Below are 25,991 nucleotides of genomic sequence, written 5' to 3'. Positions count from 1 at the left end.
TCAGTTGGACAACCTGTCGGTTGATATAAGAACAGGACCGAGGGATACGGTCAAGGGGTGAGGTGCGCGATCAGGGGGTCAGGTCGCGTGCGTAGGACTGGCCGAGCACCTCGGCGCCGAACTCGCGGTGGCTCTCCTCGCCGGTGAGCGTGAAGCCGGCGTCGAGGTAGAGGCGCCGGGCGGCGGCGAGCGGCTCGTTGGTCCACAGCACGAGGCGCGCGTAGCCGGCGTCGCGCGCGAAGTCGATGCAGCACGTCACGAGCTGCCGACCGAGGCCGTGGCCGCGGGCGTCGGGGTCGACGAGCAGCAGCCGGAGGCGCGCGGTGCGCTCGTCCTCGCGGACGCACAGGACGCTGCCGACGCGCCGGCCGTCGAGCTCGGCGATCCACCCGGCGTCGCGCCCCGGCCGGCCGTGCGCCGCGTGGTCGGCGACGATCCGCGCCGTCACGGCCTCGGTGGCCCAGTCGTACTCGCGGGCATAGAGGTCCCCGTGTGCCATCAGGACCCATCCCAGGTCCCCCGGCCGGTCCATCGACCGGATCGTGACCTCGCCCATGTCGACCTCCTCACTGAAACGACTGTTTCAGTGAAGCACACTGAGGATGTGGATTTCCTGGCGTTGAGTGCAAGCGTGGACGCAGGGCTGGCACGGACGTGCCCGTGAGCGAGCCCGAAGGGTCGGCGCGGCGGCAGGAACTGCTCGAGGCCGCGTACGCCTGGGTGCTCGAGCACGGGTGGGCGGGGATGTCGCTGCGCCCGCTGGCCGAGGCGATCGGGTCGAGCCCCCGGGTGCTGCTGTTCCTCTTCAGCAGCAAGGACGGGCTGATCGCCGCCCTGCTCGCCCGCTCGCGCGCCGACCAGCTCGCCGTCCTCGACGGCCTGCGCGACGGGCCCGCCGACCTCGCGGCGGTCGGCGCGCGCGTCTGGGCCTGGCTGGCGGCGCCCGGGCACCGCGCCCTGCTGCGCCTGTGGCTCGAGGCCTACACGCGCTCGGTCGGCGCCGCCCCGGACGCCCCCTGGGCCGGGTTCGCCGCCCGGACCGTCGCCGACTGGGACGCCCTGCTCGCCGCGCACCAGGACGTCGACGACGCGGCCGAGCGCGCCCTGCTGCTCGCCGTCCTGCGCGGGGCACTGCTCGACCTGCTCGCGACCGGGGACACCGCCCGCCTCGACGCCGCCGTGGCCGCACACCTCGCGACCCTCTGACGTGCCAGCCTGGGGGCCTGAGCTGACGACTCGATTCTGCACGCCGATAGGGTCAGGCCATCCCCCACGATCACGAGCGGGTCGTCAGACGACGAGGCCCACGACCGCCGCGAGCAGCGTGACCAGACCGAGCACCAGGAACATGGCGGGGAAGCCGCCGGCGAGGCCGGCGACGGCGACCCCGCCGGCCGGAGCGAGCGCGACCGCGAGCGTGACGGGCGCCGAGAAGACGCCGTTGATCCGGCCGAAGGCGCGTGTGCCCCAGCGGTCGGCGACCGTCGAGGCCTGCAGCAGGGTGTGCAGCCCGCGCCCGGCGCCGGCGACGACGGCGAACGCGATGAGCAGCGGCGCCGGGCCCGGCACGAGGGCCAGGGCGACGACGCCGACCCCGCCGAGCGTGAACACCATCGCGATCCGCGCCCTCGGCCCCGTCCGCCGGACCAGCGGCACGAAGCCGAGCCGGCCCAGCACCTGTCCGGCGCCGGTGAGCCCGAGGGCGAGCGCGGCGAGGCCCAGGTCGAGGCCGCGGCCCTCGAGCAGCGGGACGAGGTTGATCGTCGTCGCGTAGAGCCCGAACGCGCCGGCGGTCATGACGACGGTGACGGCGACGAAGCGGGGGCTGCGCAGGACGGCGCGCGCGTGCTCGGCGTCGGTCTGCGGCCCGTCCGCCTCGCCGCCCGCGTGCTCCCGCGGGCGCCACGGCGGCGTGAGCAGCAGCGCGTGCAGCGGGACGGTGACGACGGCGAGGATCCCGGCCAGCACGACGAAGGTGCCGCGCCAGCCCAGCGGCCCGACGAGCGCCGCGGTGAGCGGGGCGAAGACGGTGCTGGAGAACCCGGCGACGAGGGTCAGCGTGGTCAGCGCGCGCACGCGTTGTTCGCCGTACCAGCCGGTGATCGCGGCGAACGCCGGCGGATAGAAGGTCGCCGCCTGCGCGAGGCCGGCCACCGCCCACGCCGCGTAGAAGAGCGGCAGGGTCGGGGCGGCGGCGATCGCGAGGGTGGCGAGGACGCCGATCACCGACCCCGTCGTCATCACCAGACGCGGGCCGCGCCGGTCGATGAGCCGGCCGACGACGATCCCGGCCCCGGCGGAGATCAGGGCGCCGACGGAGAACGCCCCGGTCGCCGCGCCGACCGACCAGCCCGTGTCCGCGCTGATCGTCCCCACGAGCACCGGGAACGCGTAGTAGAGGACGCCCCAGCTGACGATCTCGGTGGCGCACAGCGCGGCGAGCGCGCGGCTCCGGGCGTCCACCCGGCCACCCTGGACCACGCCCCGCCGGCGGGCAGCCCGTGATCGACGCGGATTTCCACGCACCCAGTGCAAGCGTGGACGCAGCGCTTGCACGCGCAGCGTGCACACCGAGCGGGCAGACCGAGCGTGCGGTCGTGGGCGTGAGGGCGGGTCGCGGCGTAGGTTCGGGACGTGGCCGATCTCGGACATCCCGCGGTGCCGCCGCCCGCGCTGGTCGAGCTGGACGAGCCGGCGGAGCCCTCGCGCGCCGAGGTGCGGGCGGCGCTCGAACGCCTGGTGACAACAGCCCCGACCCTCGCCGACGCCACCACCGTGCTCGCGGCGCGGGGCGAGGAGCTCGAGGTCCTGCTCGCGGCCGCGGCCGCCCGCCGCGACGAGCACCTCGCGGGCGAGGGCCGGCCGGACGTCGTCACCTACAGCCCCAAGGTCTTCGTCCCGCTGACGCGCCTGTGCCAGGACCGGTGCCACTACTGCACGTTCGCCACGGTGCCCGGGCGCCTCCCGGCGGCCTACCTCGAGCGCGACGAGGTCCTCGAGATCGCCCGCGCCGGCGCCGAGCAGGGCTGCACCGAGGTGCTGTTCACCCTCGGCGACCGCCCCGAGGCGCGCTGGGCGGCCGCCCGGGACTGGCTCGGCGCGCGGAACCTGACCTCCACGCTCGACCACGTCCACAGGAGTGCGGAAGCGGTCCTCCAGGAGACGGGGCTGCTGCCGCACCTCAACCCCGGCGTCATGGACCTCCTCGAGCTCCAGTGGCTGCGGTCGGTGTCGCCGTCGATGGGGATGATGCTCGAGACCACCGCGACCCGGCTCTGGTCGCAGCCGGGTGGGGCGCACTTCGGCTCGCCCGACAAGGAGCCCGCCCTGCGCCGCCGGGTGATCGACGACGCCGGCCGCGCTCGGGTGCCGTTCACCACCGGGATCCTCGTCGGGATCGGCGAGCACCGTGCCGAGCGCGCGCAGTCGCTGCTGCTGCTCGCCGAGTCCGCGCGCCGCGGGGGCCACGTGCAGGAAGTGATCGTCCAGAACTTCCGCGCCAAGCCCGACACCGCGATGCGCGGGGAGCCCGACGCCGAGTTCGACGCGTTCGTCGCGGCGGTGGCCGTCGCGAGGATGATCATGCCGCTCGGGGTCAGCGTCCAGGCGCCGCCGAACCTCGCCGGCGACCTGGACGACTCGGCCAGCGCGGCCCAGGACCAGGGGCTGCTGCTGCGCGCCGGCATCGACGACTGGGGCGGGGTGTCGCCGGTGACCCCGGACCACGTCAATCCCGAGCGCCCCTGGCCGGGTCTCGACGCGCTACGCCGGGTCACGGCGTCGGCGGGGTTCACCCTCGCCCCGCGGCTCACGATCTACCCGCGCTACGTGCGCGACCCGAACACCTGGCTGCACCCCGACCTCGTCGACCCCGTGATCGCCCTGGCCGACCAGCGCGGGCTCGCCCGCGAGCGCCAGCCGTGCCCCCGCCCGATGACCGCCGCCCGATGACCGCCGCCCGATGACCCCCGCCGGATGACCGCCGCCCGATGACCCCCGCCCGATGACCGCTCCCGCCCGCTCCGCGCTCGCCCGCGCGGAGAACGATCCCGCCGGCCTGTCCGACGAGGCCTACGTCGACCTGCTCGCCGCCGACGGCGAGGAGCTCGAAGCGCTGGCGGAGCTCGCCGACGAGGTGCGGCGCGAGGTGGTCGGCGACCAGCTGACGTTCGTCGCCAACCGCAACCTCGACACCGCGGTCGTCCGCGACCCCGAGCACGCCGTGGCGCTCGCCGACGAGGCCTGGGCGCTCGGGGCCACCGAGGTGTGCGTGCAGGGCCCGCTGCCGCCCGACGCCCCGGACCGCGCGCAGCTCGACCTGCTCGCGCTGATCACGGGCCGCGCGCCGCTGCACGTCCACGGCTTCCGGCCCGCCGAGGTCGCCGACGGCGCCGCCCGCCTCGGTCTCTCGCCGAGGGAGTTCCTCGAGAGCGCGCGCGACGCCGGGCTCGGGTCGGTGCCGGGGACGGCGGCGCGCATCCTCGACGACGACATCCGCGCCCGGCTCACCGGCGGCACCGACATCCCCGCCGCCCGCTGGATCGAGCTGATCACCACCGCCCACGAGGTGGGCCTGCGGTCGACGGCGACGATGGTCTACGGCCACGTCGAGACCCCGGCCGACCAGGTCGCCCACCTGCGCACCCTGGCCGCCATCCAGGACCGCACCGGCGGGTTCACCGAGATGATCGCCATGCCGATCCCGCCGGAAGCCCTGCCGGCGGGTGGACTTCCTGATGTCCGACGTCAGCATGGCCCCCACGCTGACACCACCCGCGAGACCCGCGCCCTCTACGCCGTCACGCGGCTGCTGCTGCACGGGCGGATCGCGCACGTGCAGGCCGCCTGGCCCAAGTTCGGTCCCGGGCTCACCGAGGCCGTCCTGCGTGGCGGTGCCGACGACGTCGGCGGGCTGCTGCTCGACGGCGTCCTCGACCCGTCCGCCGGCGCCGAAGCGGGCCGGGCGCTGACCCTCGCCGAGGTCGAGGCGCTCGCCGCCGACCTCGGGCGGACGCCGCGGCAGCGCACGACCGTCTACGGCGACCCGCCGGCGGACCGAGTGGCGGTGCTGCGGGGAGGCACCCCGTGACCAGCTCGACGACCGACGTCGACGTCGCGATCATCGGCGCGGGCTTCGCCGGGATCGGTCTCGGGATCCGGCTCGCGCGCCGGCGCCGGGAGTCGTTCGTCATCCTCGAGCGCGCCCACGGCGTCGGCGGCACCTGGCGCGACAACCGCTACCCCGGCGTCGCCTGCGACGTCCCGTCGCACCTCTACTCGTTCTCCTTCCGGCCCAAGCCCGACTGGTCGCGCGTCTTCGCGCCCGGCGACGAGATCCACGGCTACCTGCGCGAGTGCGCCCGCGACGAGGGCCTGGACCCCCACCTGCGCCTGGGTGCGGAGATGCAGCACGCGCGGTGGGACGGGACGCGGTGGCGGATCGAGACGTCGACGGGCACCTACCGCGCGCGGGTGCTGGCCGTGGCCGCGGGCCGCCTCTCCGAGCCTCGGATCCCCGAGATCCCCGGCCTGTCGGACTTCGCGGGGCCGGTGTTCCACTCCGCGCGCTGGGACGGGGGCGCGGACCTCGCGGGCAAGCACGTCGGCGTCGTGGGGACGGGCGCCTCGGCGGCCCAGATCGTGCCCGCGCTGGCCGGGCGGGCCGCCGGGCTCGTGGTCTTCCAGCGCACGCCGCCGTGGGTGGTGCCGCGCGGCGACCGCGCCTACACCGCGCAGGAGCGGCGCGGCTTCGCCCTCGACCCGGGCGCCGAGCGGGCGCTGCGCGAGGAGCTCTTCGACGAGGCCGAGCGGGCGATCGACGCGCGCCGGCGGGTGCGCCCGGACATCGACCGTCTCCGCGACCGCGCCCTCCGGCACCTCGCCACCCAGGTGCCGGACCCGGAGCTCCGCGCCCGCCTGACCCCCGACTACGAGATCGGGTGCAAGCGCATCGTCATCTCCGACGACCTCTACCCGGCGCTGCGCCGCGACGACGTCACCCTGGAGCCCAGCGCGCTCGCCCGTGTCGAGAAGTCGACGGCGATCGCGGCGTCCGGCGCCCACCACCGCGTCGACGCCCTCGTCCTCGCCACCGGCTTCTGGACGACGCGGCTGCCGTTCGCGCAGCGCATCGAGGGACGCCACGGCCTGCTCGCGCAGCGGTGGGCCGACGGGATGACCGCGCACGCCTCCACCGCGGTGCACGGCTTCCCCAACATGTTCGTCATCAACGGGCCGAACGCGAGCCTCGGCCACAACTCGGCCGTGTACATGATCGAGACGCAGATCGACCACGTCCTCGGCGCGCTCGACCACCTGCGGACCCGGCCCGGGACCTCGCTGGAGGTCACCGCCGAGGCCGAGGAGGCCTACACCCGCGAGATCGACGCGATGAGCGAGGACACGGTCTGGCTGCAGGGCGGGTGCGCCAGCTGGTACGTCGACGAGACCAGCGGGCGGCTGACCCTCCTCTGGCCGGGCACCGCGCGGTCGTTCCGCGCGCGCAACGGGACGTTCGACCCGGAGCCGTACGGGAGCGGCGCACCTGCGTGAACGGCGCGTGAGGGTCGACGACGCGGGGTAGTCGGTCCCCGCGCGGGCCGGTCGGCCCGCGGGGAGTCGGGGACCGCGAGAGGACGACGCGCAGCGATGACGAGCGCCGCCAGCACGACCGACACGGACGGGTCCGGGACGACCGAGCCGACGCAGCTGGAGAAGCTGCGCGCGAAGTACCCCTGGCTCGACCACCTGATCCGCGCCGCCACCCGGTACACCGAGAAGCACGGTGACCACTACGCCGCGGCGATCACGTTCTTCTCGATCCTCGCGCTCGTCCCGCTGCTCATGGTCGCGTTCGCGGCCGCGGCGTTCGTGCTGGCCAACAACCAGGCGCTGCTGACCGAGATCCAGAACGCCATCACGGCGGCGGTGCCGCCGGGACTCGGCGACCTGCTGAACTCGGTCATCGACCAGGCCATCGCGCAGCGCAACGCGGTCGGCATCATCGGTCTGCTCGGCGCCCTGTTCTCCGGGCTCGGGTGGATGAGCAACCTGCGCGAGGCGCTCTCCGAGCAGTGGGACCAGCGCGGCGAGCCCCCGTCGATCGTCAAGCGCTACGGCAGCGACCTGCTCGCCATGATCGGGCTCGGGCTCGCCTTCGGGCTCTCGTTCGCCATCACGGGCATCGGCACCGGGCTCTCGTCCACGATCCTCGAGTTCCTGGGCCTCGGCGACGAGACCTGGGCGCAGTTCCTGTTCTTCCTCGCGAGCCTGGTGATCACCCTCGCCGCGAACTGGCTGGTGTTCCTCTGGGTCATCGCCCGGCTGCCCCGCGAGCCGGTGACACTGCGCTCGGCGGTCCGCGCCGCCCTGTTCGCCGCGGTCGGGTTCGTGATCCTCCAGCAGATCATGACCGTCTACATCTCGAGCGTCACCAACTCGCCCGCCGGCGCCGCGTTCGGTCCGATCATCGGTCTGCTGGTGTTCGCCAACTTCGTCTCACGCTTCATCCTCTTCGTCACCGCCTGGGCGGCCACGCTCAAGGAGAACGAGCGGGAGGAGCTGCCCGAGCCCGCGCCGGTGATCGTCCGGCCGGCCATCACCGTCGGGCGCACGCCCGGTCCCCGTGCCACCGCAGGCCTGCTCGGTGCGGGCGCCCTGCTCGGCGTGCTCGGCCTGGGGCTGGGCCGCAGCCGGCGCGACCGCGAGGGCTAGTCGGCCGGGCTCGTCGGCCGGGCTCGTCGGCCGGGCTACTCGGTCGGGGCCGCGGGCGGGCCCAGCCACACGCACGCGCGCAGCGCGAGCTCGACGTCGAGGCGGTCGTGGTCGGAGCTGCCCAGCGGCCGGCCCCGGACCTCGTGCGCGCGGCCGACCCGGTACTTGACGGTGTTGCGGTGGACCTGGAGTCGTCGCGCCGTCGTGGCGAGGCTGCCGCCGGTGGCGAGGAAGACCTGCAGGGTCTCGCGCAGACGGGCGGTGGCGGGCTCGGGGTCGGCGAGCGCCCCGAGCACGCGCCGCACCCACGCCCGGGCGCCCTCGGGGTCGGCGCACAGCAGCGCCACCGCCCCCACCTCGTCGAACAGGGTCACCGGCGGCGCGCCCCCACCGGACGCCAGCGCGACGTCACGGGCTCGCCGGGCCTGGTCGTGCGTGGTGCGGAAGCCGTCGGGGCCGGGGGTGGGCGACCCGCACGCCACGCGCACCGCGTCGCCGTGCCGGGCGACGGCGCGGGCGACGACCTCGCGCGACGGGGCGGTGTCGTCGCGGCACGGCAGCCAGGCCAGCACGCTGGCGGCGTCCCACGGCACCACGAGCGGGCGGCCCGCGGCCTCGAGCGCGGTCCCGAGGTCGAGCGCGACGCGCTCGAGAGCGGCGAAGGTGCCGTCGGGCGGCTCCGGCTCCAGCCACACCACGAGGCCGAGGTGCACGGCGGAGAAGCGATAGCCCAGCGTCGACTCGACCGCGAGCCGGTCGTCGGGGCCGGTGGGGGCCCGGCCGGCGAGGACGTCGCGCACGCGCGCCACGCGCAGGGCGTGGCGGCTGCGGCGCATGCGGTCGCGCTCGGCCTCGTAGGCCGCCACGACGTGCTGGGTGACGTGGTCGACGTAGTCCATGACCACGAGCACGATCCGCTGCGACGCGGCCGTGGCGCCGAGCCGTCGCGCGGCCTCGGCGAACGCCCACTCCATGAGGTGGGCCTGCCCGACGCGGTAGGCCCGGATCAGCGCGTTGACCGGGACCCCGCGCTGCGCCAGCCGCTCCGCGTAGGCGACGGCCGCGGCCGGCGGCTCGACGCCGCGCGGGTCCAGGTCGTGGCGCAGCACGTGCAGGATCGTCTCGACGTTGCCCTCGACGCTGGCGCCGAGCAGGTCGCGCAGGGCGGGGTCGCCGCGCAGCTCGTCGATGCGTGTCGCGAGCGCGTCGCTGATCGACACGCTGACCTCGGTGCGCCGTGGGGCGAGCGCGTCGGCGACCTCGGCGACGGTGGCGACCGCGTCCTCCGGGACGGGGGACGGCTCGATCGTCACCACCCTGCACCACCACCCGAGTGCGCTCGTCGGCCCACGGCGGCCGTCCTCGGACCGTAACCGCCGGTCGGGGACCGGGACCAGCACTCGTCCGGCCCAGTGGACGACCCAGTGGACGGGAGACGGGACGGGGACAAGGGCCGCCGAAGGTTTCGTCCCCACCGCACAAGCGCCGTCCGTGTGGCCCGGGTCACGCTCGGTCAACCCATTTCGCTCGACCCACCGGGAGACTCCGTGCCCCTCCACCCCGAGGCCCAGGCCCTGCTCGACGCGCTGGTGGCCGCAGGTATGCCGCCCATCGAGTGCATGACCGTGCCGCAGGCCCGCCAGGCCGCCGCCGCGTTCCTCGACCTGCAGCCGCCGCCCGAGGAGGTCGGCACGGTGTCGAACCGGGCGATCCCCGGCCCCGACGGCGACATCCCCGCGCGGATCTACACGCCGAGCGGCGGCGGCTCCGGGGGCGTGCTCGTCTACTTCCACGGCGGCGGCTGGGTCATCGGGGACATCGAGACCGTGGACCGGCCGTGCCGGCAGCTCGCGAACGCCGGCGACGTCACCGTGGTGTCGATCGACTACCGGCTCGCGCCCGAGCACGTGCAGCCCGCGGCGTTCGACGACTGCTACGCGGCGACGGTGTGGGTGGCGGAGCACGCCGAGGAGCTCGGGGTGGACGCGTCGCGCCTCGCAGTCGGCGGCGACTCGGCCGGCGGCCACCTCGCCGCCGCGGTGAGCCTCGCCGCCCGCGACCGGGGTGGCCCGGCGATCGCGTGCCAGCTGCTGTTCTACCCGGTCGTCGACTTCGACTGGACCAGCCCCTCGATCACCGACAACGGCGAGGGCTACCTGCTCGGACGCGCCACGATGCAGTGGTTCTGGGCGCACTACCTCGGTGCCACCGACCCGGCCGACGACCCCTACACGTTCCCGCTGCGTGCGTCCGACCTCTCCGGGCTGCCGCCGGCGTTCGTCGCCACCGCCGAGTTCGACCCGCTGCGCGACGAGGGCGAGGCCTACGCCCGCAGGCTCGAGGAAGCCGGCAACTCCGTGACCTCCAAGCGCTTCGACGGCATGATCCACGGCTTCCTCTGGACGCTCGGCGCGACGCCGTCCGCCGCCGTGGTGATCGACGACGCCGTCGCCGTGCTGCGGCCCGCCCTGAGCCCGACCGTCTCCGCCTGAGCCGCCCCGACCCGAGGAGGACCCATGACCATCACCGAGACCCGCCCCGCGGGTGACGCCGGGGGGACCGCCGGCGTCGAGCACGTCGACGTCCTCGTCATCGGCGCCGGCGTCTCCGGCATCGACGCCGGACACCACCTGCGTGAGCGCTTCCCCGACAAGACGTTCGCCATCCTCGAGAAGCTGCCCGGCCGGGGCGGGACGTGGTGGACCCACCGCTTCCCGGGCGCCCGCTCGGACTCCGACCTGTTCACCTACGGCTACGCCCACAAGCCCTGGCGCGGCCCGTCGATCGCGACCTCCGAGGAGATCACCAACTACCTCGACGAGGTCATCGAGGAGGACGACCTCAAAGCGGTCATCCGCTACCGGCACGCGGTGACGGCGGCGAGCTGGTCGTCCCAGGAGCAGCGGTGGACCCTCGACGTCCGCCGTGAGGACACCGGCGAGACGCTGCAGATGACCTGCGGCTTCCTCTGGATGTGCCAGGGCTACTACAACCACGCGGACCCCCATCGCCCCGAGTGGCCGGGGATGGAGAACTTCCGGGGCGTCATCGCCCACCCGCAGACCTGGCCGCAGGACCTCGACTGGGAGGGCAAGCGCGTCGTCGTCATCGGCAGCGGGGCCACGGCGGCCACCGTGGTGCCGGCGATGGCGGAGAAGGCCGCCCACGTCACGATGCTGCAGCGCACGCCGACGTTCGTCGCCGCCGTGCCGAAGACCCACGAGCTGGCGATCCAGCTGCGCGCCCTCGACATCCCGGAGGAGTGGACCCACGAGATCCTCCGCCGGGCGTACATCGAGCAGTTCAACGAGCTGACCCGGATGTGCCAGGAGACCCCGGAGGAGGCGCGCCAGTTCCTGCTCGGCGAGATGCGCCCGCTCCTGCCCGAGGGCTACGAGGTCGAGAAGCACTTCAACCCGGGCTACCGCCCGTGGCAGCAGCGGATCGCGGTGGTGCCCGACGGCGACATCTTCACCGCGATCAGCGAGGGCAGGGCCTCGGTGGTCACCGACACCATCGACACCTTCACCGAGACCGGCATCCGGACCTCGTCGGGGGACGTGCTCGAGGCCGACATCGTCGTCTCGGCCACCGGGTTCAACCTCAGTGCGCTCGGCGACATCCCGTTCACCGTGGACGGCGACCCCGTCGACGTCTCGCAGACGGTCACCTGGCGCGGGATCATGATCTCGGGCATCCCGAACATGGCCTACGTCTTCGGCTACTTCCGGCACAGCTGGACGCTGCGCGCCGACCTCGTCAGCGACCTGATCTGCCGCCTCATGACGACGATGGAGAGCCGGGGGGCCCGCTCGGTCACCCCCACCCTGCGGCCCGAGGACGCGGACATGGAGATCCGTCCCTGGTCGGAGCCGGAGAACTTCAACTCCGGCTACGTCATGCGCTCGCAGGACAAGATGTTCAAGCAGGGCGACCGTGCGCCGTGGACACACATGCACGAGTACGCCGAGGAGCGCCACACCCTGCCCGCCGCCGACCTCGACGACGGGACGCTGCAGTACCGGTGACGGGGCACGAGTAGGGCTCGTACAAGAAGATCAGCGGAACGCCGAGCGCCGGACCTTGCCCGCGTCGTCGCGCAGCGGTCCCTCCGAGCGTCGCCACACCCGTGGCCGCTTGGCCGGGGACAGCCGCGCGGCGACGTGGGCGTCCAGGTCGACGTCGGTGAGGTGCCCGTCGACCTGAACGATCGCGTGCGGCACCGAGCCGTAGTCCTCGTCGGGCGCCGGGACGACGACGGCCGAGACCACCGCGGGGTGGGAGAGGATCGCCGCCTCGACCTCCGCGGGGTACACGTTCTGCCCGCCGACGACGATCATGTCGCTCGCCCGGTCGGCGAGGTGGAGGTAGCCGTCGGCGTCGAACGAGCCCATGTCGCCGAGCGATTCCCACCCGCCCGGCCGGGTGCGCGGCTCGGCGCCGAGGTAGCGGTAGGTCGTGCGTCCCGGCTCGGGGCGCAGCCACAGCTCGCCGACCTCGCCCACGGCGCACGGACGCCCGTCGTCGGGGTGGCGCGCCTCGATCTCGCCGCCGGTCACGCGCCCCACCGAGCCGGGGTGCTCCAGCCACTCCGGGCCGGTGATCGTCGTGCGGGCCTGGGCCTCGGTGGCGGCGTAGCCCTCGAGCACCCGGTCGGCGCCGAGCCAGTCGATGACCGCCCGCTTCACCGCGGGCGGGCAGGGCGCGCCGATGTGGAACAGGGTGCGCAGCGCCGGCAGCTCCGGGAGGTCGGGCAGCCGGACCATCCGCCCCATCATCGTGGGCACCGCGTACATCCAGGTCGCGGCGTGCTCCGCGGCCAGCGCCACGGCCCGGGCGGCGTCGAAGCGCCCCATCAGCACGACGTGGTTGCCCGTCATGAGCCCGAGCAGCGAGAACAGGTACGGCGCGTTGTGGAACAGCGGCGCCGTGCACAGGAACGTCCCGTCGGGCTCGATGCGGTAGATCGGGGCGCGACCGGCGATCGCCGATTCGGTGGTCCCCGCCTCGCCGGCGACGATGACCTTCGGGCGCCCGGTCGACCCGCCCGACGTCGGCGCCTTCCAGGCCGGCGGCGCCGGGGCGGGCGGGGGAGGGGTGTCCGGCCCGGTGGGCACGTGCCCGAGCGGCAGGACGGTGGTGCCCGCCGGCGTGAGGTCCGGGTCGCTGCCGGGCGCGAGCCCGACCACCACGGGCGGCCGCACGACGTCGAGCACGGCGCCGAGCTCGCCCGGCGTGAGCCGGTGCGACACCGGCTGCGGGACCGCGCCGAGCTTCCACGTCGCGATCGTCAGCGCGTAGTGCTCCGCGACGTTCGGGAGCGCGATCGAGACGAAGTCGCCGGGGGCGACCCCGTGCCCGGCGAGCTCGTGGGCCCAGCGGTTGGCGTGGGCCTCGAGCTCGGCGAAGGTCCAGCTCGAAGCGTCGTCGGTGACGGCCGGTCGGTCGGGGTGGGCGGACGCGAGGCGCGTGAACGCCTCTCCCAGGGGCTCGGGCACGGGCCGATCCTGCGCTCAGCGGCGTCCGGCGCGCAGGGCGAAGAGCCCGCCGACGGCGGCGATGACGGCGAGGAGCAGCACCGGCGTGCCCCAGGAGGTGGTGGCCCCGGACTCGGGGGCGGCGGCGTCGGGGTCCGGCGTGCCGGTCGTCCCCGGCTCCGCAGGCTCGGCGGGGTTCGAGTCGGTGAGGGTGCCGACGCCCCGGAGTCCGGGGAGGGCGAAGCCGTGGTCGAGCAGCGCGCCCGCCTGCTGGTACATGGGCACCGGACGCTGCTCGCCGCGCATCAGCACGACGACGAGCCGCCGGCCGTTGCGCTCCGCCGCCCCGATGAAGGTGTGCCGGGCGTCGTCGGTGAAGCCGGTCTTCCCGCCGATGTAGCCCTCGTAGCCGCTGGTCAGCAGCTTGTTGTCGTTGGCGACGACGAAGGGCGGGCTCGCGCCGAACCCGGGGAACGGGATCTCCCGCGTGGCCACCGCCTGGGCGAACGGCTCCTCGCGCATCGCGACCCGGAAGATCGAGGCGAGGTCGTAGGCCGAGGTCTGCATGCCCGGCCCGTCGAGCCCGGAGGGCGTCGCCGCGCGGGTGTCCAGCGCGCCGAGCTCCCACGCGGTGCTGTTCATGAGGTCGACCGTCGCGGGGACGCTGCCGGTGAGGCGCACGGCCAGTGCGTGGGCGGCGTCGTTGCCCGACGCCATCATCATCGAGTCGAAGACCTGGCGGATCGTGTACTGCCCGCCCGCGCCGATCCCGACGCGCGTGCCCTCCTGGTCGGCGTCCTCCTGGGTCCCGGTGATCGTCTCGTCGAGGGGCAGGCGCTGCGCCACGAGCAGCCCGGTGAGCGTCTTCATCAGCGACGCCGGGCGCAGCCGCGCGTGCGGGTTGCGGGCGGCGAGCACCTCGCCCGAGTCGAGGTCGGCGAGGACGTAGGACACGACGCCGACCGGGGGCGCCGCCGGGACGCCCTCGGGGACGACGTCACCGCAGGAGCCCATCGCCGGTCCGCCGACGGGCGGGTCGGGGATCGGCAGCGGCCTCGGCTCGGCCTGGCCGGGCTGCGGTGCCTCGGACTCGTCGACCGGGGGCCCGGGCGCCGTACCGAACTCGCAGGACGCGCCGGCAGGGAGCGCCGGGGCCGCCATCGCGGCCCCGGGCAGCGCGGTCAGCCCGATCGCGACGGCCGCCGTGACCGTCGCGAGCATCCGTCGGGTGCTCATCGCGGGCGACAGTAGCCGCCTCGTGCAGGCGCGGGACGCGGGGCGGGCGGGTGGACGCCGGAGCGAGGGACGCCTTGCCTGCGTGTCACGCACTCAGGGCGTCCCTCGCTGCTCCGACCTCGGCGCCGGAGCAGGGGCGAGCGTCAGTTCTCGGCGTTGGAGTTCTCGGTCGGGAGCTCGGAGCCGTTGTTCTGGCCGTCGCGGATCGAGGGCTTGCGCGAGCCGCGGCGCGTGGTCGGGCGCGGCGCGGGCATCGAGCCCGAGGAGCCGCCGCCGGGGCCGAGGATGATCTCGGCGAACGTCGCCATCGCCTCGTCCAGGTGGCCGGCGTTGCGCCGCTCGGACTCCTCGTTGGCCTGGCGGACCAGGGCCACGACGGCCTCGTGGTCGGGGCGGTTGACCAGGGTGCCGTCGAGGCGGTCCAGGCCGTTCTCCACCGACCTCGACAGCGCGCCGACGCGGTCGCCGAGCCCGGACTCGACGCCGTCGAGGCGGGTACCGACCTGGTCGAGACGCTGGGTCAGGTTCTCGAGGCGTCCGGCCAGCTCGCCGACCTGTGTGGTGGTCTCGTTCCGCGTGGTCGTGGCGTCGGTGCGCGCGGCCTCGCGGGTCCCGGTGATCTCCTCGGACACCCCGCGGGCGAGGTCGTCGAGGCGGTCGCGCAGGCCCGAGTCGACGGCGTCGACGCGCTCGCGCATCGGCCCGGTGACCGCCGAGGGGAGCCCGTCGAGGCGCATCTCGTGGCGGTCGAGCTTGTTGTCGAGGTCGTCGAGGCGCTTGTGCAGCCCGGAGATGCGGTCCTCGAGGCCGTCCATCCGGCCCGCGACGCCCTCGAAGCGGCCGCTGACCCCGTCGAGGCGTCCGTCGATCTGCGCGAACGGCGTCGCGAGGCGCTCGGCCACGCGGTCCACGAGGCCCTCGACCAGACGCGCGAGCGACGAGACCGACGACTCCTGGGCGTCGATCTTCGCGACGGTCTCGTCGAGACGCTCGGCCAGCACGCTCATCTCGGTGCGGTCGGGCACGTCGGAGAGACGCTTGCGGATCGCGCCGAGGCCGTCCAGCGCCGCCAGCCGGCCGTGGATCTCGTCGAGCGAGTCGAAGATCTGCTGCTGCTCGCTGTCGCGGACCTCGGCGGCCCTGACCAGCATGCTGCGCATGCGGTCGAAGGATCCGGTCTGGCTGTTGTCGATCACGCGGCGCCCATTTCTCTGCGACGGATCCGGCCTCGGGGGCGGACGGTCTCGGCGGTGCCGAAGCGTAAACACCCCCGAAGGGCCCACCCCATCCGGGTGATGGCGCTCCTCCCGGAGGTCCACCACAGGAGCACCAGGCGTGCGCTGGCGTTCAGTGCTGCCGCAGCCGCCCCAGGAAACGGTCCTCGAGAGCACGCCACGCGGCGGCCTCACGGTCGAACGGCGGCGACGGTGTCAGGCGCGTCGGGTCCGGGCGCACGACGAACGACACGAGCCACCCGAGGCTCTCCGAGGGCGCCAGGTCCTCGCGGGTGCGGGTGTCCCCGGCCCACGTCGCGGCGTCGACGATCAGCTCGACGGCGAGCTCGAGCTGCTCGGCGTCGACGACGTCGGGACCCTCGCCGAGGTCGTCGCCCAGGCCGGCGAGCACGTACCGGTTCTCCGGCGCGATCTCGATCTCGAGGTCGCCGCCGGTCGCGGCGGACACGACCTCCCCCCAGGTCGAGACGTCGGCGAGGTCGTGGCCCTCCGCGCCCTCCCCGGCGATCCAGGTGCGCAGCGCGCGCGCCGAGGAGAACACGTCGATCTGCCGGCCGCTGCCGAGGAAGACGGGCTCATCGTCGAGGTAGCACCGCAGCGTGATCACCTCGCCGTCCGACGTGGTGATCGCGATCGGGTCGATGCCGACCTCCTCCCAGAAGCCCGGCGGAGGCTCCTCGGCCTCGTCGACGAAGTCGGTGCGCAGGGACTCGCCCGCGGTGTCCTCGCGGAGCTCGTCCGGCGCGTCATCCGGTGCGTCCTGCGGGTCGTCGACGACCGCGCTCGGGTCCTCGGGGTCGTTCTGCGCGTCCTCGGACGGCGCGGCGGGCTCGCCCTCGGGGTCCGCGTCCCGGTCACCCGCCGGGGCCGGCGGCGTGGCGGTCGCGCGGAGGCGGGCGGCCAGCTCCTCGTCCACCTCGGGGCTCGAGATCATCGCGTCGAGCGCGTCGACGACCTCGTCCCAGCGCTCGTCGACCACCTCGGCGAGCTCGGCCCACAGCGCCGCGCCGTCGCGCCCGGCGAACGCGGGCGGGCCGGCGGTGAGGGCCGCGAAGGCGGGCGTCGCGTCGAGGACCTCGTGCACGACCGCCAGGTCGCAGACGTCGGCGAGCGAGCGGCACATGGCGGCGACCTCGGCGAGGTCGTCCAGGGTCCAGGTGTCGGGGTCCTCGGCGACGAGCTCCGGGACGCCGACGACGTCGTAGCGCTGCACGTCCTCCGGGGTCAGCTCGTCGACCGAGAGCTTCACGACCACCGGCCAGGCGGGGTGGTCGGAGAGGTCGTGCTCCTGGCCCGAGGACTCCGCCGTCGCGATCCAGGCCGCGAGGTCGGCGGCGTCCGTGAAGGCGAACAACGCGTCGTCGTCGCCGAGGAAGGCCTCCCATTCCTCGCCGTCCTGGCGCCACCTCGGGGCCCACAGCGTGACGAGGTCACCGGCGGTGAGCGCCAGCGTGATCGGGATGATGTCCTGCGCCATACCGGGCGGGCCTCCGCGAGCCGTGGAGAAGGGGGTGCGCGGGCACCCTATGACGACGCCGGTGACCTGCCCGTACCGGCGCGGTACCCCCGGTCGGCTGACACGCTGGACCCATGGACCTCCTGCGGACGCCGGACGACCGTTTCGACGACCTGGCGGGCTTCCCGCTCGCCCCGCGCTGGGTGGAGGTGGGGAACCCCGACGGCGGGGCGGCGATCCGCGTCGCCACCTACGCGGCGGGTCCGGACGACGCCCCGGCGGTGCTGATGCTCCACGGCGAACCGACCTGGTCGTACCTCTACCGCCACGTCGTCGACGCCGTGGTCGGGGCCGGTCTGCGGGCGGTGGCGGTCGACATGGTCGGTTTCGGACGGTCGGACAAGCCGGCGGCGATCGCCGACCACAGCTACGCCCGCCACGTCGCCTGGACCACCGAGGTCGTCGCGGCCCTCGGCCTGCGCGACGTCGTCCTGCTCGGCCAGGACTGGGGCGGGCTGATCGGGCTGCGCCTCGTCGCCGCCGAGCCCGAGCGCTACGCGGGCGTCGTCGCCTCGAACACCGGCCTGCCGACCGGCGACCACGACATGCCGGCCGTCTGGTGGCAGTTCCGGAGAGCCGTCGAGAAGGCGCAGGTCCTCGACGTCGGCCGCCTCGTCGCGTCCGGCTGCGTGCGCGGGCTCGCCGACGCCGACCGCGCGGCGTACGACGCCCCGTTCCCGGACGAGACGTTCAAGGCGGGGCCGCGGGCGATGCCGCTGCTCGTCCCGACCCGTCCCGACGACCCCGAGAACGGGCCCAACCGGGCGGCCTGGGAGGAGCTGCGGCGCTTCGGGAAGCCGTTCCTGGTCGCCTTCTCCGACTCCGACCCGATCACCGGCGCCATGGCCCCGGTCCTGCGTGACGACATCCCGGGGGCGGCCGGGCGCGCGCACCCGACCATCGAGGACGCCGGCCACTTCCTGCAGGAGGACGGCGGCGCCGAGCTGGGCCGGGTCGTCGCCGAGTTCACCGCGTCGCTGCCGCGCTGATCAGGCTGTCTAGCCTTCGTCGCCATGCCCGAGCCGCGGATCGTGCGCCACCCGCTCGTCGACGTCCGGCTGAGCACCCTGCGCGACGAGACCACCGACAGGTCGACCTTCCGCGCCGCGGTGCGGGAGCTGACGGCGATGGTGGTCTATGAGGCGATGCGCAACGCCCCGACGCGGCCGGTGGAGATTCGGACGCCCGTGACCACGACGACGGGTGCCGAGCTCGCGACGCCGACCGTGCTGGTCCCGGTGCTGCGCGCCGGGCTGGGGATGGCCGAGGCCGCCCACGCCCAGGTGCCCGGCGCGATCATGGGCTTCGTCGGCATGGCGCGCGACGAGGAGACCCTGCGGCCCACGACCTACCTGGCCTCGCTGCCGGGGGACCTCGCCGGGCGCCCGGTGCTCGTGCTCGACCCGATGCTCGCCACCGGGGGGTCGATGGCCGGGACCATCGACCTGCTCGTCGAGCACGGCGCCGACGACGTCACCGCCGTCTGTCTGGTGGCCGCGCCCGAGGGCATCGCGCGCCTCGCGGAGGCCCACCCGGACGTCCCGGTCGTCGCGGCCGCCGTCGACGAGCGGCTGAACGAGCACGGCTACATCGTCCCGGGGCTCGGGGACGCGGGGGACCGCCAGTTCGGCGCCATGCCCTAGCGACCGAGGTGCTCCGCCACCGTCACGACGCGGGCGTGCTGGGGGAGGAGGCCCCGGAGCAGGGCGGCGTGCAGATCGGGATCGGGATCGCCGACGGCGTCCGACAGCACCGTCAGGGCGAGGTCCTCGTCGGCCGCGGCGCAGACCGTCGACGTGACGACGCCGCCGGTGGAGACGCCGCACAGGACCAGCCCGTCGACCCCGAGCCCGCGCAGCACGGGCGCGAGGTCCGACCCGGCGAACGGCCCGGTCCGTCGCCGCGTGACCACCGGCTCGCCCGGCCGCGGGGCCAGCCGGTCCGGCACGGCGACGTCGTCGGTCCCCTCGACCATCCGGCCGCGGAACTGCTCGCCGAACATCCGGTTGGCGCGCGGCACGGGTGGGCCGTCGGGCGGGAACGCCACGCGCAGGTGCACCACCGGACCGGCCGCGCGTCGGGTGGCCTCGAGCGCCGCCGCCGCCCGCGCGACCACCGGCTCCGACTCGTCGAACAGGTCCAGGAAGCCGGCCTGGAAGTCCATCACCAGCAGGGCGTCGGGCACCGGCGCAGTGTGCCCCGGATGCCCTGACGATCGAGGTGGCGCGTCGGTGGAGGATGGAGCCATGAGCGTTCCCGTGCTGACCGCCGTGGCGTGGCCCTACGCCAACGGCCCGCGGCACATCGGCCACGTGTCCGGGTTCGGTGTGCCCTCCGACGTCTTCTCGCGCTACCAGCGGATGGTCGGCAACCGAGTGCTCATGGTGTCGGGCACCGACGAGCACGGCACGCCGATCCAGGTGCAGGCCGACGCCGAGGGCTCGACGCCCCGCGAGCTCGTCGACAAGTACTCGCGGGTGATCCAGGACGACCTCGTCGGGCTCGGCCTGTCGTACGACCTGTTCACGCGCACGAGCACCGACAACCACCACCGCGTCACCCAGGACCTCTTCAGCGCGCTGTGGAACAACGGCTACGTCCGCACCGAGAAGACCCTCGGCGCGATCAGCCCGTCGACCGGCCGGACCCTGCCCGACCGCTACATCGAGGGCACGTGCCCGATCTGCGGCTACCCCAGCGCGCGCGGCGACCAGTGCGACAACTGCGGCAACCAGCTCGACCCCGCCGACCTGATCACCCCGCGCAGCCGGATCAACGGCGAGACCCCGCAGTTCGTCGAGACCGAGCACCTGCTGTTCGACCTGCCGGCGTTCTCGAAGTCGCTGGGGTCGTGGCTCGAGACCAGGACCCACTGGCGGCCGAACGTCCTGAACTTCAGCAAGCGCCTGGCCGACGACCTCAAGCCCCGCGCGATCAGCCGCGACCTCGACTGGGGCGTGCGCATCCCGCTCGACGGCTGGCACGACCAGCCGATGAAGCGCTTCTACGTCTGGTTCGACGCCGTGATCGGCTACCTGTCGGCGTCGGTGGAGTGGGCGCAGCGCACCGGCGACCCGGACGCGTGGAAGCAGTGGTGGTGCGACCCGGACGCGCAGTCGTTCTACTTCATGGGCAAGGACAACATCACCTTCCACTCGGTGATGTGGCCCGCGATCCTGCTCGGGCACAACGGGGAGGGCGACCGCGGCGGCGAGGTCGGGCCGTTCGGCCGTCTCAACCTGCCCACCGAGGTCGTCAGCTCCGAGTTCCTGACGATGAGCGGCTCGAAGTTCTCCACCAGCCGCGGCACCGTCATCTACGTCGGCGACTTCCTGCGCGAGTTCGGGCCCGACGCGCTGCGCTATTTCATCGCGGTCGCCGGCCCGGAGAACCAGGACAGCGACTTCACCTGGGACGAGTTCGTCCGGCGCACCAACTTCGAGCTGGCCAACGAGTGGGGCAACCTCGTCAACCGCTCGATCTCGCTGGCGTTCAAGAACGTCGGCGCGATCCCGGAGCCGACGTCGCCGGACCCGGCCGACGAGGCCCTGCTCGCGCAGTCGCGGGCCGCGTTCGACACCGTCGGCGCCCACCTCGCGCGCTCGCGGTTCAAGCAGGCGATCTCCGAGGCGATGCGCATCGTCGGCGAGGCGAACGCCTACCTGTCGCACCAGGAGCCGTGGAAGCGCAAGGACGACCCGGCGCGCCGCAACACGATCCTGCACACCGCCCTGCAGGTCGTGCAGGACGCGAACACCCTGCTCACGCCGTTCCTGCCCCACGCCGCGCAGAAGGTGCACGAGGCGCTCGGCGGCACCGGGGTGTGGGCGGAGCAGCCGCACCGCGAGGACGCGGGCGTGTCCGGTGAGCTCGGCACCAGCCACTCGGTGCTCACCGGCGACTACGCCTCCGAGCAGGCGCGCTGGGCGTCGACCCCGATCCCGGTGGGCCGGCCCCTGGAGCGCCCGACGCCGTTGTTCGCCAAGCTCGACCCGTCGCTGGGCGAGACCGGGCCGTCGTGGGCGCCCATCGCGACCGATGGGTAGAGGCTCGAGCAGATCAGGACAGCACGCCGACAGGGTGCCGCCGCCTGTCCCCGAGCCCCTCGGGGACGTCGGCGTGGTGGACGCCCACACCCACCTCGACGCCTGCGGGGCGCGCGACCCCGAGGTCCTCGCACAGGTCCTCGACCGCGCCACGAGCGCGGGCGTCTCGGCGATGGTCACGACGGCCGATGACCTCGCCTCCGCGCGCTGGGCGGCGTGGGCGGCCGACAGCGACCCGCGGGTGTTCGCGGCGGTCGGCCTGCACCCGACGCGGTCGAACGACCTCACCGACGACGCCCGGGCCGCGATCGAGGACCTGACCGCGCAGCCCCGCGTCGTGGCGGTGGGGGAGTCGGGGCTCGACGACTACTGGACGACGAGGCGCGAGGACTGCGCACCGCTCGACGTCCAGCGCGAGGCGTTCGCGTGGCACATCGACCTCGCGAAGCGCACGGGCCTGCCGCTGGTGATCCACGACCGCGACGCCCACGACGCGATCCTCGACGTCCTCGCCGCCGAGGGTGCGCCGCCGACCACGGTCTTCCACTGCTTCTCCGGCGACGTCGCGCTCGCCGACCGCTGTGCGCGGGAGGGCTGGTACGCGTCGCTGTCGGGCACCGCGACCTTCCGGAACGCCAACGCCGCCGAGCTGCGACGAGCGGCGGTCCGGTTGCCCGCCGAGCTCGTGCTCGTCGAGACCGATGCCCCGTTCCTGACCCCGCATCCGTACCGCGGTCGGCCGAACGAGCCCTACGTCGTCCCCCACACGGTGCGGGACCTCGCGGAGCTCCGTGACGAGCCCGCGGAGCGGTTGGCCCAGATCAGCGCAGACAACGCCCGGCGGGCCTTCCGGTTGGCCGAACAGCCTCAACCTTCACTCTCCGTCGCACGAGAGAGCGCAGAGTAGGCACGCTCGTCGTCGCCGGGACGCCGTTCGGCGCAACACGGTCGTGTCGGCTTGATGGTGGCGACACCCAACTCGTTACCGTGCTGTGACTCGCCGGGATGGAACCACCCCCGAGGCCCGCGTGATGAGGACTTCCCCAGGTCCCCACCACAGGGAGGACGTCACGAGGTCGTGACGCACTCCCCAGGGCGCGGTTCCTGCCCGGAAGTACGAACGATGTGGACTCCCCCGTGTCTGTGCGCTCCCTGCTGGCCCTGAGGTCCTCCTCGCTCGTCGCGGCGGTCGACGCCCGATGAGCGCCGACACCGCGACCGCCCGCGGACGCGCGGGCTCGTACACCGACAGCGACGACACCGCCGGCCTGCCGATCGTCTCCGACGGTCACGGCGGCTGGTACGGGTACGCCGGCGCCGACCAGGGCTCTGACCAGGGCTACGCGGCGGACGAGTACGCCTCGGACTACGGCTACGACGCCGCCCACGAGTTCGGCTACGACACCGGGTACACCGGCGAGGCCCCGGGCTGGTTCGACGACATCACCGGCCCGCTGCCGATCGCCACCACCGGCGACGCGACGGCCGCCGACGGCGCGATCGCCCTGGACGACCTCGACGAGTGGAACGACCTCGAGTCGTTCACCGGCGCGCAGGACGTCGACGGGACCCTCGACGGCGCCGCCCCCGCCGGGCTCACCTCGTTCGACGACCCCGAGCGCCTGACCACCGACACCAAGCGCCGCTCGAACGCGGTCAAGGGTGGCGTGGCGGTGGCCCTGCTGGCCGTCGCCGCCGGTGGCAGCACCGCGGTGGCGCTGGACAAGGAGGTCACGGTCACGGTCGACGGCGTCGACCAGGTCGTGCACACCTTCTCCGGCGACGTGGCCGGCGCCCTGGACAGCGCCGACATCGAGCTCGGCCCGGCCGACCAGCTCGCCCCCGGCCCGAACGCCGACGTCCACGACGGCGACCACCTCGTCATCAACCGCTCGCGTGACGTCGCGCTGATGGTCGACGGCCGGCCGCAGACGATCACGACGACGGCCCGCACGGTCGCCGACGCGCTCGCTCAGCTCGGCCTCCCGACCAACAGCATCGTCGCCTCGGCGCCGATGAACGCCGCCATCCCGGTCAACGGGATGAACCTCGACGTGCGGGTCCCCAAGACCGTCACGCTGATCGACGGCGGTGCCGCCCCCCGCCAGGTCACGACGACCGCGCTGAACGCCCCCGAGCTGCTCGCGCAGAACGGCCTGGCGCTCAGCCCGACCGACACGGTCGCCGGCGGCGACGCCCTCGCCGGCGGCTCGACGATCACCGTCACCCGGAACACGGTCAGCCAGGTCACCGAGACCCGTCCGATCGCGCCGCCGATGCGCACGGTCGACGACCCGGACCTCGACGAGGGCAAGACCCGCGTCCAGCAGGCCGGGACCGCGGGCGAAGAGGTCGTCACCTGGACGGTCAACGCCACCAACGGCGCCGAGACCGGCCGCACGCAGGTCGGCGAGTCCCGCGTGACCCGCCAGGCCGTCGGCGGCGTCATGGCCCGCGGCACCAAGCCGAAGTCCTCGGCGCCCGCGGTCAGCAACGCCGCCAAGTGGGACCGCATCGCCCGCTGTGAGGCCACCGGCGACTGGTCGATCAACACCGGCAACGGCTACTACGGCGGCCTGCAGTTCGACCGCTCGACGTGGCGTGCCTACGACGGCGACGAGTTCGCTCCGCTGCCGCACCAGGCCTCCCGCGAGGAGCAGATCGCGGTCGCCGAGCGCGTCCGCGAGGACCGCGGCGGCTACGGCGCCTGGCCGGTCTGCGGCCGCAAGTAGTCGGTCGCGCCCCCTGGGTGACAATGACCGTGTGACGAGTCCGGCGCGCCTGCTCGGGGCGGGTGACGTCCGGGCTCTCGCCGCGGAGCTCGACCTGCGACCCACCAAGCGCCTGGGTCAGAACTTCGTCCACGACGCCAACACGGTGCGCCGCATCGTCCGTCTCGCCGGGATCGGTGCCGACGACGTCGTGCTCGAGGTCGGCCCGGGCCTCGGGTCGCTGACCCTCCCGCTGCTCGAGGCCGCACGCGCGGTGGTCGCCGTCGAGATCGACCCGGTGCTCGCCGACCGGCTGCCGGCGACGGCCGCCGAGCGGGCACCCGGCCGCGACCTGCGGGTCGTCACCGCGGACGCCCTGCGGATCGCCCCCGGCGACCTCCCGCTCGCTCCGGACGTCCTGGTGGCGAACCTCCCCTACAACGTCGCCGTGCCCGTGGTGCTGAACCTGCTGGCGGCCCTCCCGGGGCTGCGCCGGGGGCTGGTCATGGTGCAGTCCGAGGTCGCCGAGCGGCTCGCGGCCCGGCCGGGCGAGCGCGCCTACGGGGCCCCGTCGGTCAAGCTCGCCTGGTACGCCGACGCGCGGCGGGCGGGCCCGGTGCCGCGCGCGGTGTTCTGGCCGGTGCCCGGCGTCGACTCGGGCCTCGTGGGGTTCACCCGCCACGACCGGCAGGACGGGGCCGACACCGGCGGCGCCGACCGTGAGGACGTCTTCGCCGTCGTCGACGCGGCCTTCGCGCAGCGCCGGAAGTCGCTGCGGGCCGCGCTCGCGGGGTGGGCGGGCTCGGCACCGGCCGCGGAGGCGGTGCTGCGGGCCGCCGGGGTCGATCCCGGGGCTCGCGGGGAGGCGCTGGACGTGGCCGCGTTCACCGCGATCGCCCGCGCGGGCCGGCACGCCGCCCCCGTCACGTCCGGTCCCTGAGGTCGGTCGCGCGCGGTCCGTACCCTGGACGGGTGCTCTCCGCCGTCGGACCGCCGGTCACCGTCCGCGTCCCGGCCAAGATCAACCTCCACCTGGCCGTGGGCGATCTCCGACCCGACGGCTACCACGACCTCGTCACCGTCTTCCAGGCCCTGAGCATCACCGACGAGGTGTCCGTGACCCCCGCGGTGCCCGGGGCCGTCGAGCCCGGCGTGGCCGTCTCCCCGATCGATGGGGTCGACGCCTCCGAGGTGCCCGCCGACACCACCAACCTGGCCTGGCGCGCGGTCGAGGCTCTCGCCCGTCGCGCCGACCGCACCCCCGACGTCCGCATCGGTCTGCGCAAGGCGATCCCGGTCGCCGGCGGCATGGCGGGCGGCAGCGCCGACGCCGCCGGTGCGCTGCTGGCGACCTCCTCGCTCTGGCGGCTCGACCTCGGGCGGGACGACCTCATGGAGGTCGCGGCCGAGGTGGGCTCCGACGTCGCCTTCGCCCTGCACGGCGGCACCGCGCTCGGCACCGGGCGCGGCGAGCGGCTCGTCCCGGTGCTCTCGCGCCACACCTTCCACTGGGTGGTCGCGGTCGCCGACCACGGCCTGTCCACCCCCACCGTCTTCGCCGAGCTCGACCGCCTGCGCGACCGGCCCGAGGCACCCCGGCGAGTCGGGGACGTCGAGCCCGTCCTCGAGGCACTGGCCTCGGGGGAGGCGCGCTCGCTGGCGCTGCTGCTCGGCAACGACCTGCAGGCCGCGGCCGTGAGCCTCGACCCCGGCCTGCGCCGCACCCTGCGCGCCGGGGTCGACGCGGGCGCGCTCGCGGGCGTGGTCTCGGGCTCCGGGCCCACGTGCGTGTTCCTGTGCGCCGGCCAGGACGCCGCGGTGCGCGTCGCCGCCGAGCTCGCCGGCGCCGGCGTGTGCCGCACCGTCCGCGTCGCCCACGGCCCCGTACCGGGTGCGCGCGTCACCGACGGCGGTGGCCCCCGCCCCGCCGGCCCGCCCCCGCCCAGCTTCGACCCCGGTCCGGGCGCCTACGCCTGACCTGTCCTGCCCCCGCTGTTCCGCAACGAACGACCTATCGGCGTGCTCCCCTTGACTCGCTGCTTCGACGCGCACGAACT

22 protein-coding genes are annotated in these 25,991 nt (G+C 74.4%); 14 read left to right on the top strand and 8 right to left on the bottom strand.

Annotated features, from left to right (window positions below):
- Positions 1–70: 70 nt before the first annotated feature.
- Positions 71–556 (bottom strand): GNAT family N-acetyltransferase, encoded by a 486-nt coding sequence (locus PH191_RS08910; protein WP_274194262.1) that lies wholly within the window; start codon positions 554–556, stop codon positions 71–73.
- 104 nt (positions 557–660) lie between these two features.
- Between PH191_RS08910 and PH191_RS08905 the strand changes: the two genes are divergently transcribed.
- Complete coding sequence (locus tag PH191_RS08905; protein WP_274194261.1) at positions 661–1,206, top strand: TetR family transcriptional regulator; 546 nt, start codon at positions 661–663, stop codon at positions 1,204–1,206.
- 84 nt (positions 1,207–1,290) lie between these two features.
- On the opposite strand, the gene PH191_RS08900 is transcribed toward PH191_RS08905, so the two are convergent.
- Positions 1,291–2,463, bottom strand: coding sequence for an MFS transporter (locus tag PH191_RS08900; RefSeq protein WP_274194260.1), 1,173 nt, complete (start codon positions 2,461–2,463; stop codon positions 1,291–1,293).
- A gap of 171 nt (positions 2,464–2,634) precedes the next feature.
- Here PH191_RS08900 and cofG point away from each other — a divergent pair, with 171 nt between their 5' ends.
- The 4 genes from cofG to yhjD all read left to right on the top strand — a co-directional run bounded on the left by cofG (position 2,635) and on the right by yhjD (position 7,713).
- Entirely contained in the window at positions 2,635–3,951 is a 1,317-nt protein-coding gene (gene cofG / locus PH191_RS08895) for a 7,8-didemethyl-8-hydroxy-5-deazariboflavin synthase CofG (protein ID WP_337994051.1), read from the top strand.
- 52 nt (positions 3,952–4,003) lie between these two features.
- Positions 4,004–5,089, top strand: coding sequence for an FO synthase (locus PH191_RS08890; protein WP_274194259.1), 1,086 nt, complete (start codon positions 4,004–4,006; stop codon positions 5,087–5,089).
- Positions 5,086–6,552, top strand: a complete 1,467-nt coding sequence (locus PH191_RS08885) for a flavin-containing monooxygenase (RefSeq protein ID WP_274194258.1) — start codon at positions 5,086–5,088, stop codon at positions 6,550–6,552. The genes PH191_RS08890 and PH191_RS08885 overlap by 4 nt, the downstream gene beginning before the upstream one ends.
- A 96-nt stretch (positions 6,553–6,648) precedes the next feature.
- Positions 6,649–7,713 carry an inner membrane protein YhjD gene (yhjD, locus tag PH191_RS08880; RefSeq protein ID WP_274194257.1) on the top strand — a complete coding sequence of 355 codons (1,065 nt, stop codon included), beginning with the start codon at positions 6,649–6,651 and terminating at the stop codon, positions 7,711–7,713.
- A gap of 35 nt (positions 7,714–7,748) precedes the next feature.
- Here yhjD and PH191_RS08875 read toward each other — a convergent pair whose 3' ends face one another.
- Positions 7,749–9,026, bottom strand: coding sequence for a PucR family transcriptional regulator (locus PH191_RS08875; protein ID WP_274194256.1), 1,278 nt, complete (start codon positions 9,024–9,026; stop codon positions 7,749–7,751).
- Positions 9,027–9,260: 234 nt separating this feature from the next.
- Between PH191_RS08875 and PH191_RS08870 the strand changes: the two genes are divergently transcribed.
- Both PH191_RS08870 and PH191_RS08865 read left to right on the top strand, forming a co-directional pair.
- Positions 9,261–10,205 carry an alpha/beta hydrolase gene (locus tag PH191_RS08870; RefSeq protein ID WP_274194255.1) on the top strand — a complete coding sequence of 315 codons (945 nt, stop codon included), beginning with the start codon at positions 9,261–9,263 and terminating at the stop codon, positions 10,203–10,205.
- Positions 10,206–10,229: 24 nt separating this feature from the next.
- Positions 10,230–11,741, top strand: coding sequence for a flavin-containing monooxygenase (locus tag PH191_RS08865; RefSeq protein ID WP_274194254.1), 1,512 nt, complete (start codon positions 10,230–10,232; stop codon positions 11,739–11,741).
- Positions 11,742–11,771: 30 nt separating this feature from the next.
- Here the strand turns inward: PH191_RS08865 and PH191_RS08860 are convergent, their stop codons facing one another.
- From PH191_RS08860 to PH191_RS08845, 4 genes are all read right to left on the bottom strand, one after another.
- Complete coding sequence (locus PH191_RS08860; RefSeq protein WP_274194253.1) at positions 11,772–13,211, bottom strand: AMP-binding protein; 1,440 nt, start codon at positions 13,209–13,211, stop codon at positions 11,772–11,774.
- Positions 13,212–13,226: 15 nt separating this feature from the next.
- A complete protein-coding gene (locus tag PH191_RS08855) occupies positions 13,227–14,426 on the bottom strand; it encodes a D-alanyl-D-alanine carboxypeptidase family protein (RefSeq protein ID WP_274194252.1) in 1,200 nt (399 codons plus the stop codon).
- A 143-nt stretch (positions 14,427–14,569) separates the two neighbouring features.
- On the bottom strand, positions 14,570–15,622 hold the full coding sequence (locus PH191_RS08850) for a PA containing protein (RefSeq protein WP_274194251.1): 1,053 nt from the start codon (positions 15,620–15,622) through the stop codon (positions 14,570–14,572).
- A 151-nt stretch (positions 15,623–15,773) separates the two neighbouring features.
- Entirely contained in the window at positions 15,774–17,138 is a 1,365-nt protein-coding gene (locus PH191_RS08845) for a primosomal protein (protein ID WP_274194250.1), read from the bottom strand.
- Between the two features lie 113 nt (positions 17,139–17,251).
- On the opposite strand from PH191_RS08845, the gene PH191_RS08840 reads away from it, so the two are divergent.
- Both PH191_RS08840 and upp read left to right on the top strand, forming a co-directional pair.
- Positions 17,252–18,166 carry a haloalkane dehalogenase gene (locus PH191_RS08840; RefSeq protein WP_274194249.1) on the top strand — a complete coding sequence of 305 codons (915 nt, stop codon included), beginning with the start codon at positions 17,252–17,254 and terminating at the stop codon, positions 18,164–18,166.
- A gap of 24 nt (positions 18,167–18,190) precedes the next feature.
- The gene (gene upp, locus PH191_RS08835) at positions 18,191–18,820 is read left to right on the top strand and encodes a uracil phosphoribosyltransferase (protein WP_274194248.1); all 630 of its coding nucleotides are present in this window, start codon (positions 18,191–18,193) and stop codon (positions 18,818–18,820) included.
- On the opposite strand, the gene PH191_RS08830 is transcribed toward upp, so the two are convergent.
- Positions 18,817–19,362: a cysteine hydrolase family protein gene (locus PH191_RS08830; protein WP_274194247.1), complete on the bottom strand. Its 546-nt coding sequence runs from the start codon at positions 19,360–19,362 to the stop codon at positions 18,817–18,819. The two genes, upp and PH191_RS08830, sit on opposite strands and share 4 nt — an antisense overlap.
- A gap of 61 nt (positions 19,363–19,423) precedes the next feature.
- Here PH191_RS08830 and metG point away from each other — a divergent pair, with 61 nt between their 5' ends.
- The 5 genes from metG (at position 19,424) to PH191_RS08805 (ending at position 25,911) form a co-directional block, all read left to right on the top strand.
- Complete coding sequence (gene metG, locus PH191_RS08825; RefSeq protein ID WP_274194246.1) at positions 19,424–21,223, top strand: methionine--tRNA ligase; 1,800 nt, start codon at positions 19,424–19,426, stop codon at positions 21,221–21,223.
- A complete protein-coding gene (locus PH191_RS08820; RefSeq protein ID WP_274194245.1) occupies positions 21,216–22,130 on the top strand; it encodes a TatD family hydrolase in 915 nt (304 codons plus the stop codon). Before metG ends, PH191_RS08820 begins: the two co-directional genes overlap by 8 nt.
- A gap of 292 nt (positions 22,131–22,422) precedes the next feature.
- Positions 22,423–23,955, top strand: a complete 1,533-nt coding sequence (locus PH191_RS08815) for a resuscitation-promoting factor (protein WP_274194244.1) — start codon at positions 22,423–22,425, stop codon at positions 23,953–23,955.
- A 31-nt stretch (positions 23,956–23,986) separates the two neighbouring features.
- On the top strand, positions 23,987–24,874 hold the full coding sequence (rsmA, locus tag PH191_RS08810) for a 16S rRNA (adenine(1518)-N(6)/adenine(1519)-N(6))-dimethyltransferase RsmA (protein WP_274194243.1): 888 nt from the start codon (positions 23,987–23,989) through the stop codon (positions 24,872–24,874).
- A gap of 32 nt (positions 24,875–24,906) precedes the next feature.
- Positions 24,907–25,911 (top strand): 4-(cytidine 5'-diphospho)-2-C-methyl-D-erythritol kinase, encoded by a 1,005-nt coding sequence (locus tag PH191_RS08805; protein ID WP_274194242.1) that lies wholly within the window; start codon positions 24,907–24,909, stop codon positions 25,909–25,911.
- Positions 25,912–25,991: the final 80 nt, after the last annotated feature.

The organism is Actinomycetospora callitridis (assembly GCF_028737265.1).
Classification (GTDB): Bacteria; Actinomycetota; Actinomycetes; order Mycobacteriales; family Pseudonocardiaceae; genus Actinomycetospora; species Actinomycetospora callitridis.
The sequence above is the reverse complement of the archived record's forward strand: the minus strand, read 5'-3'. Positions and strand labels throughout refer to the sequence as shown.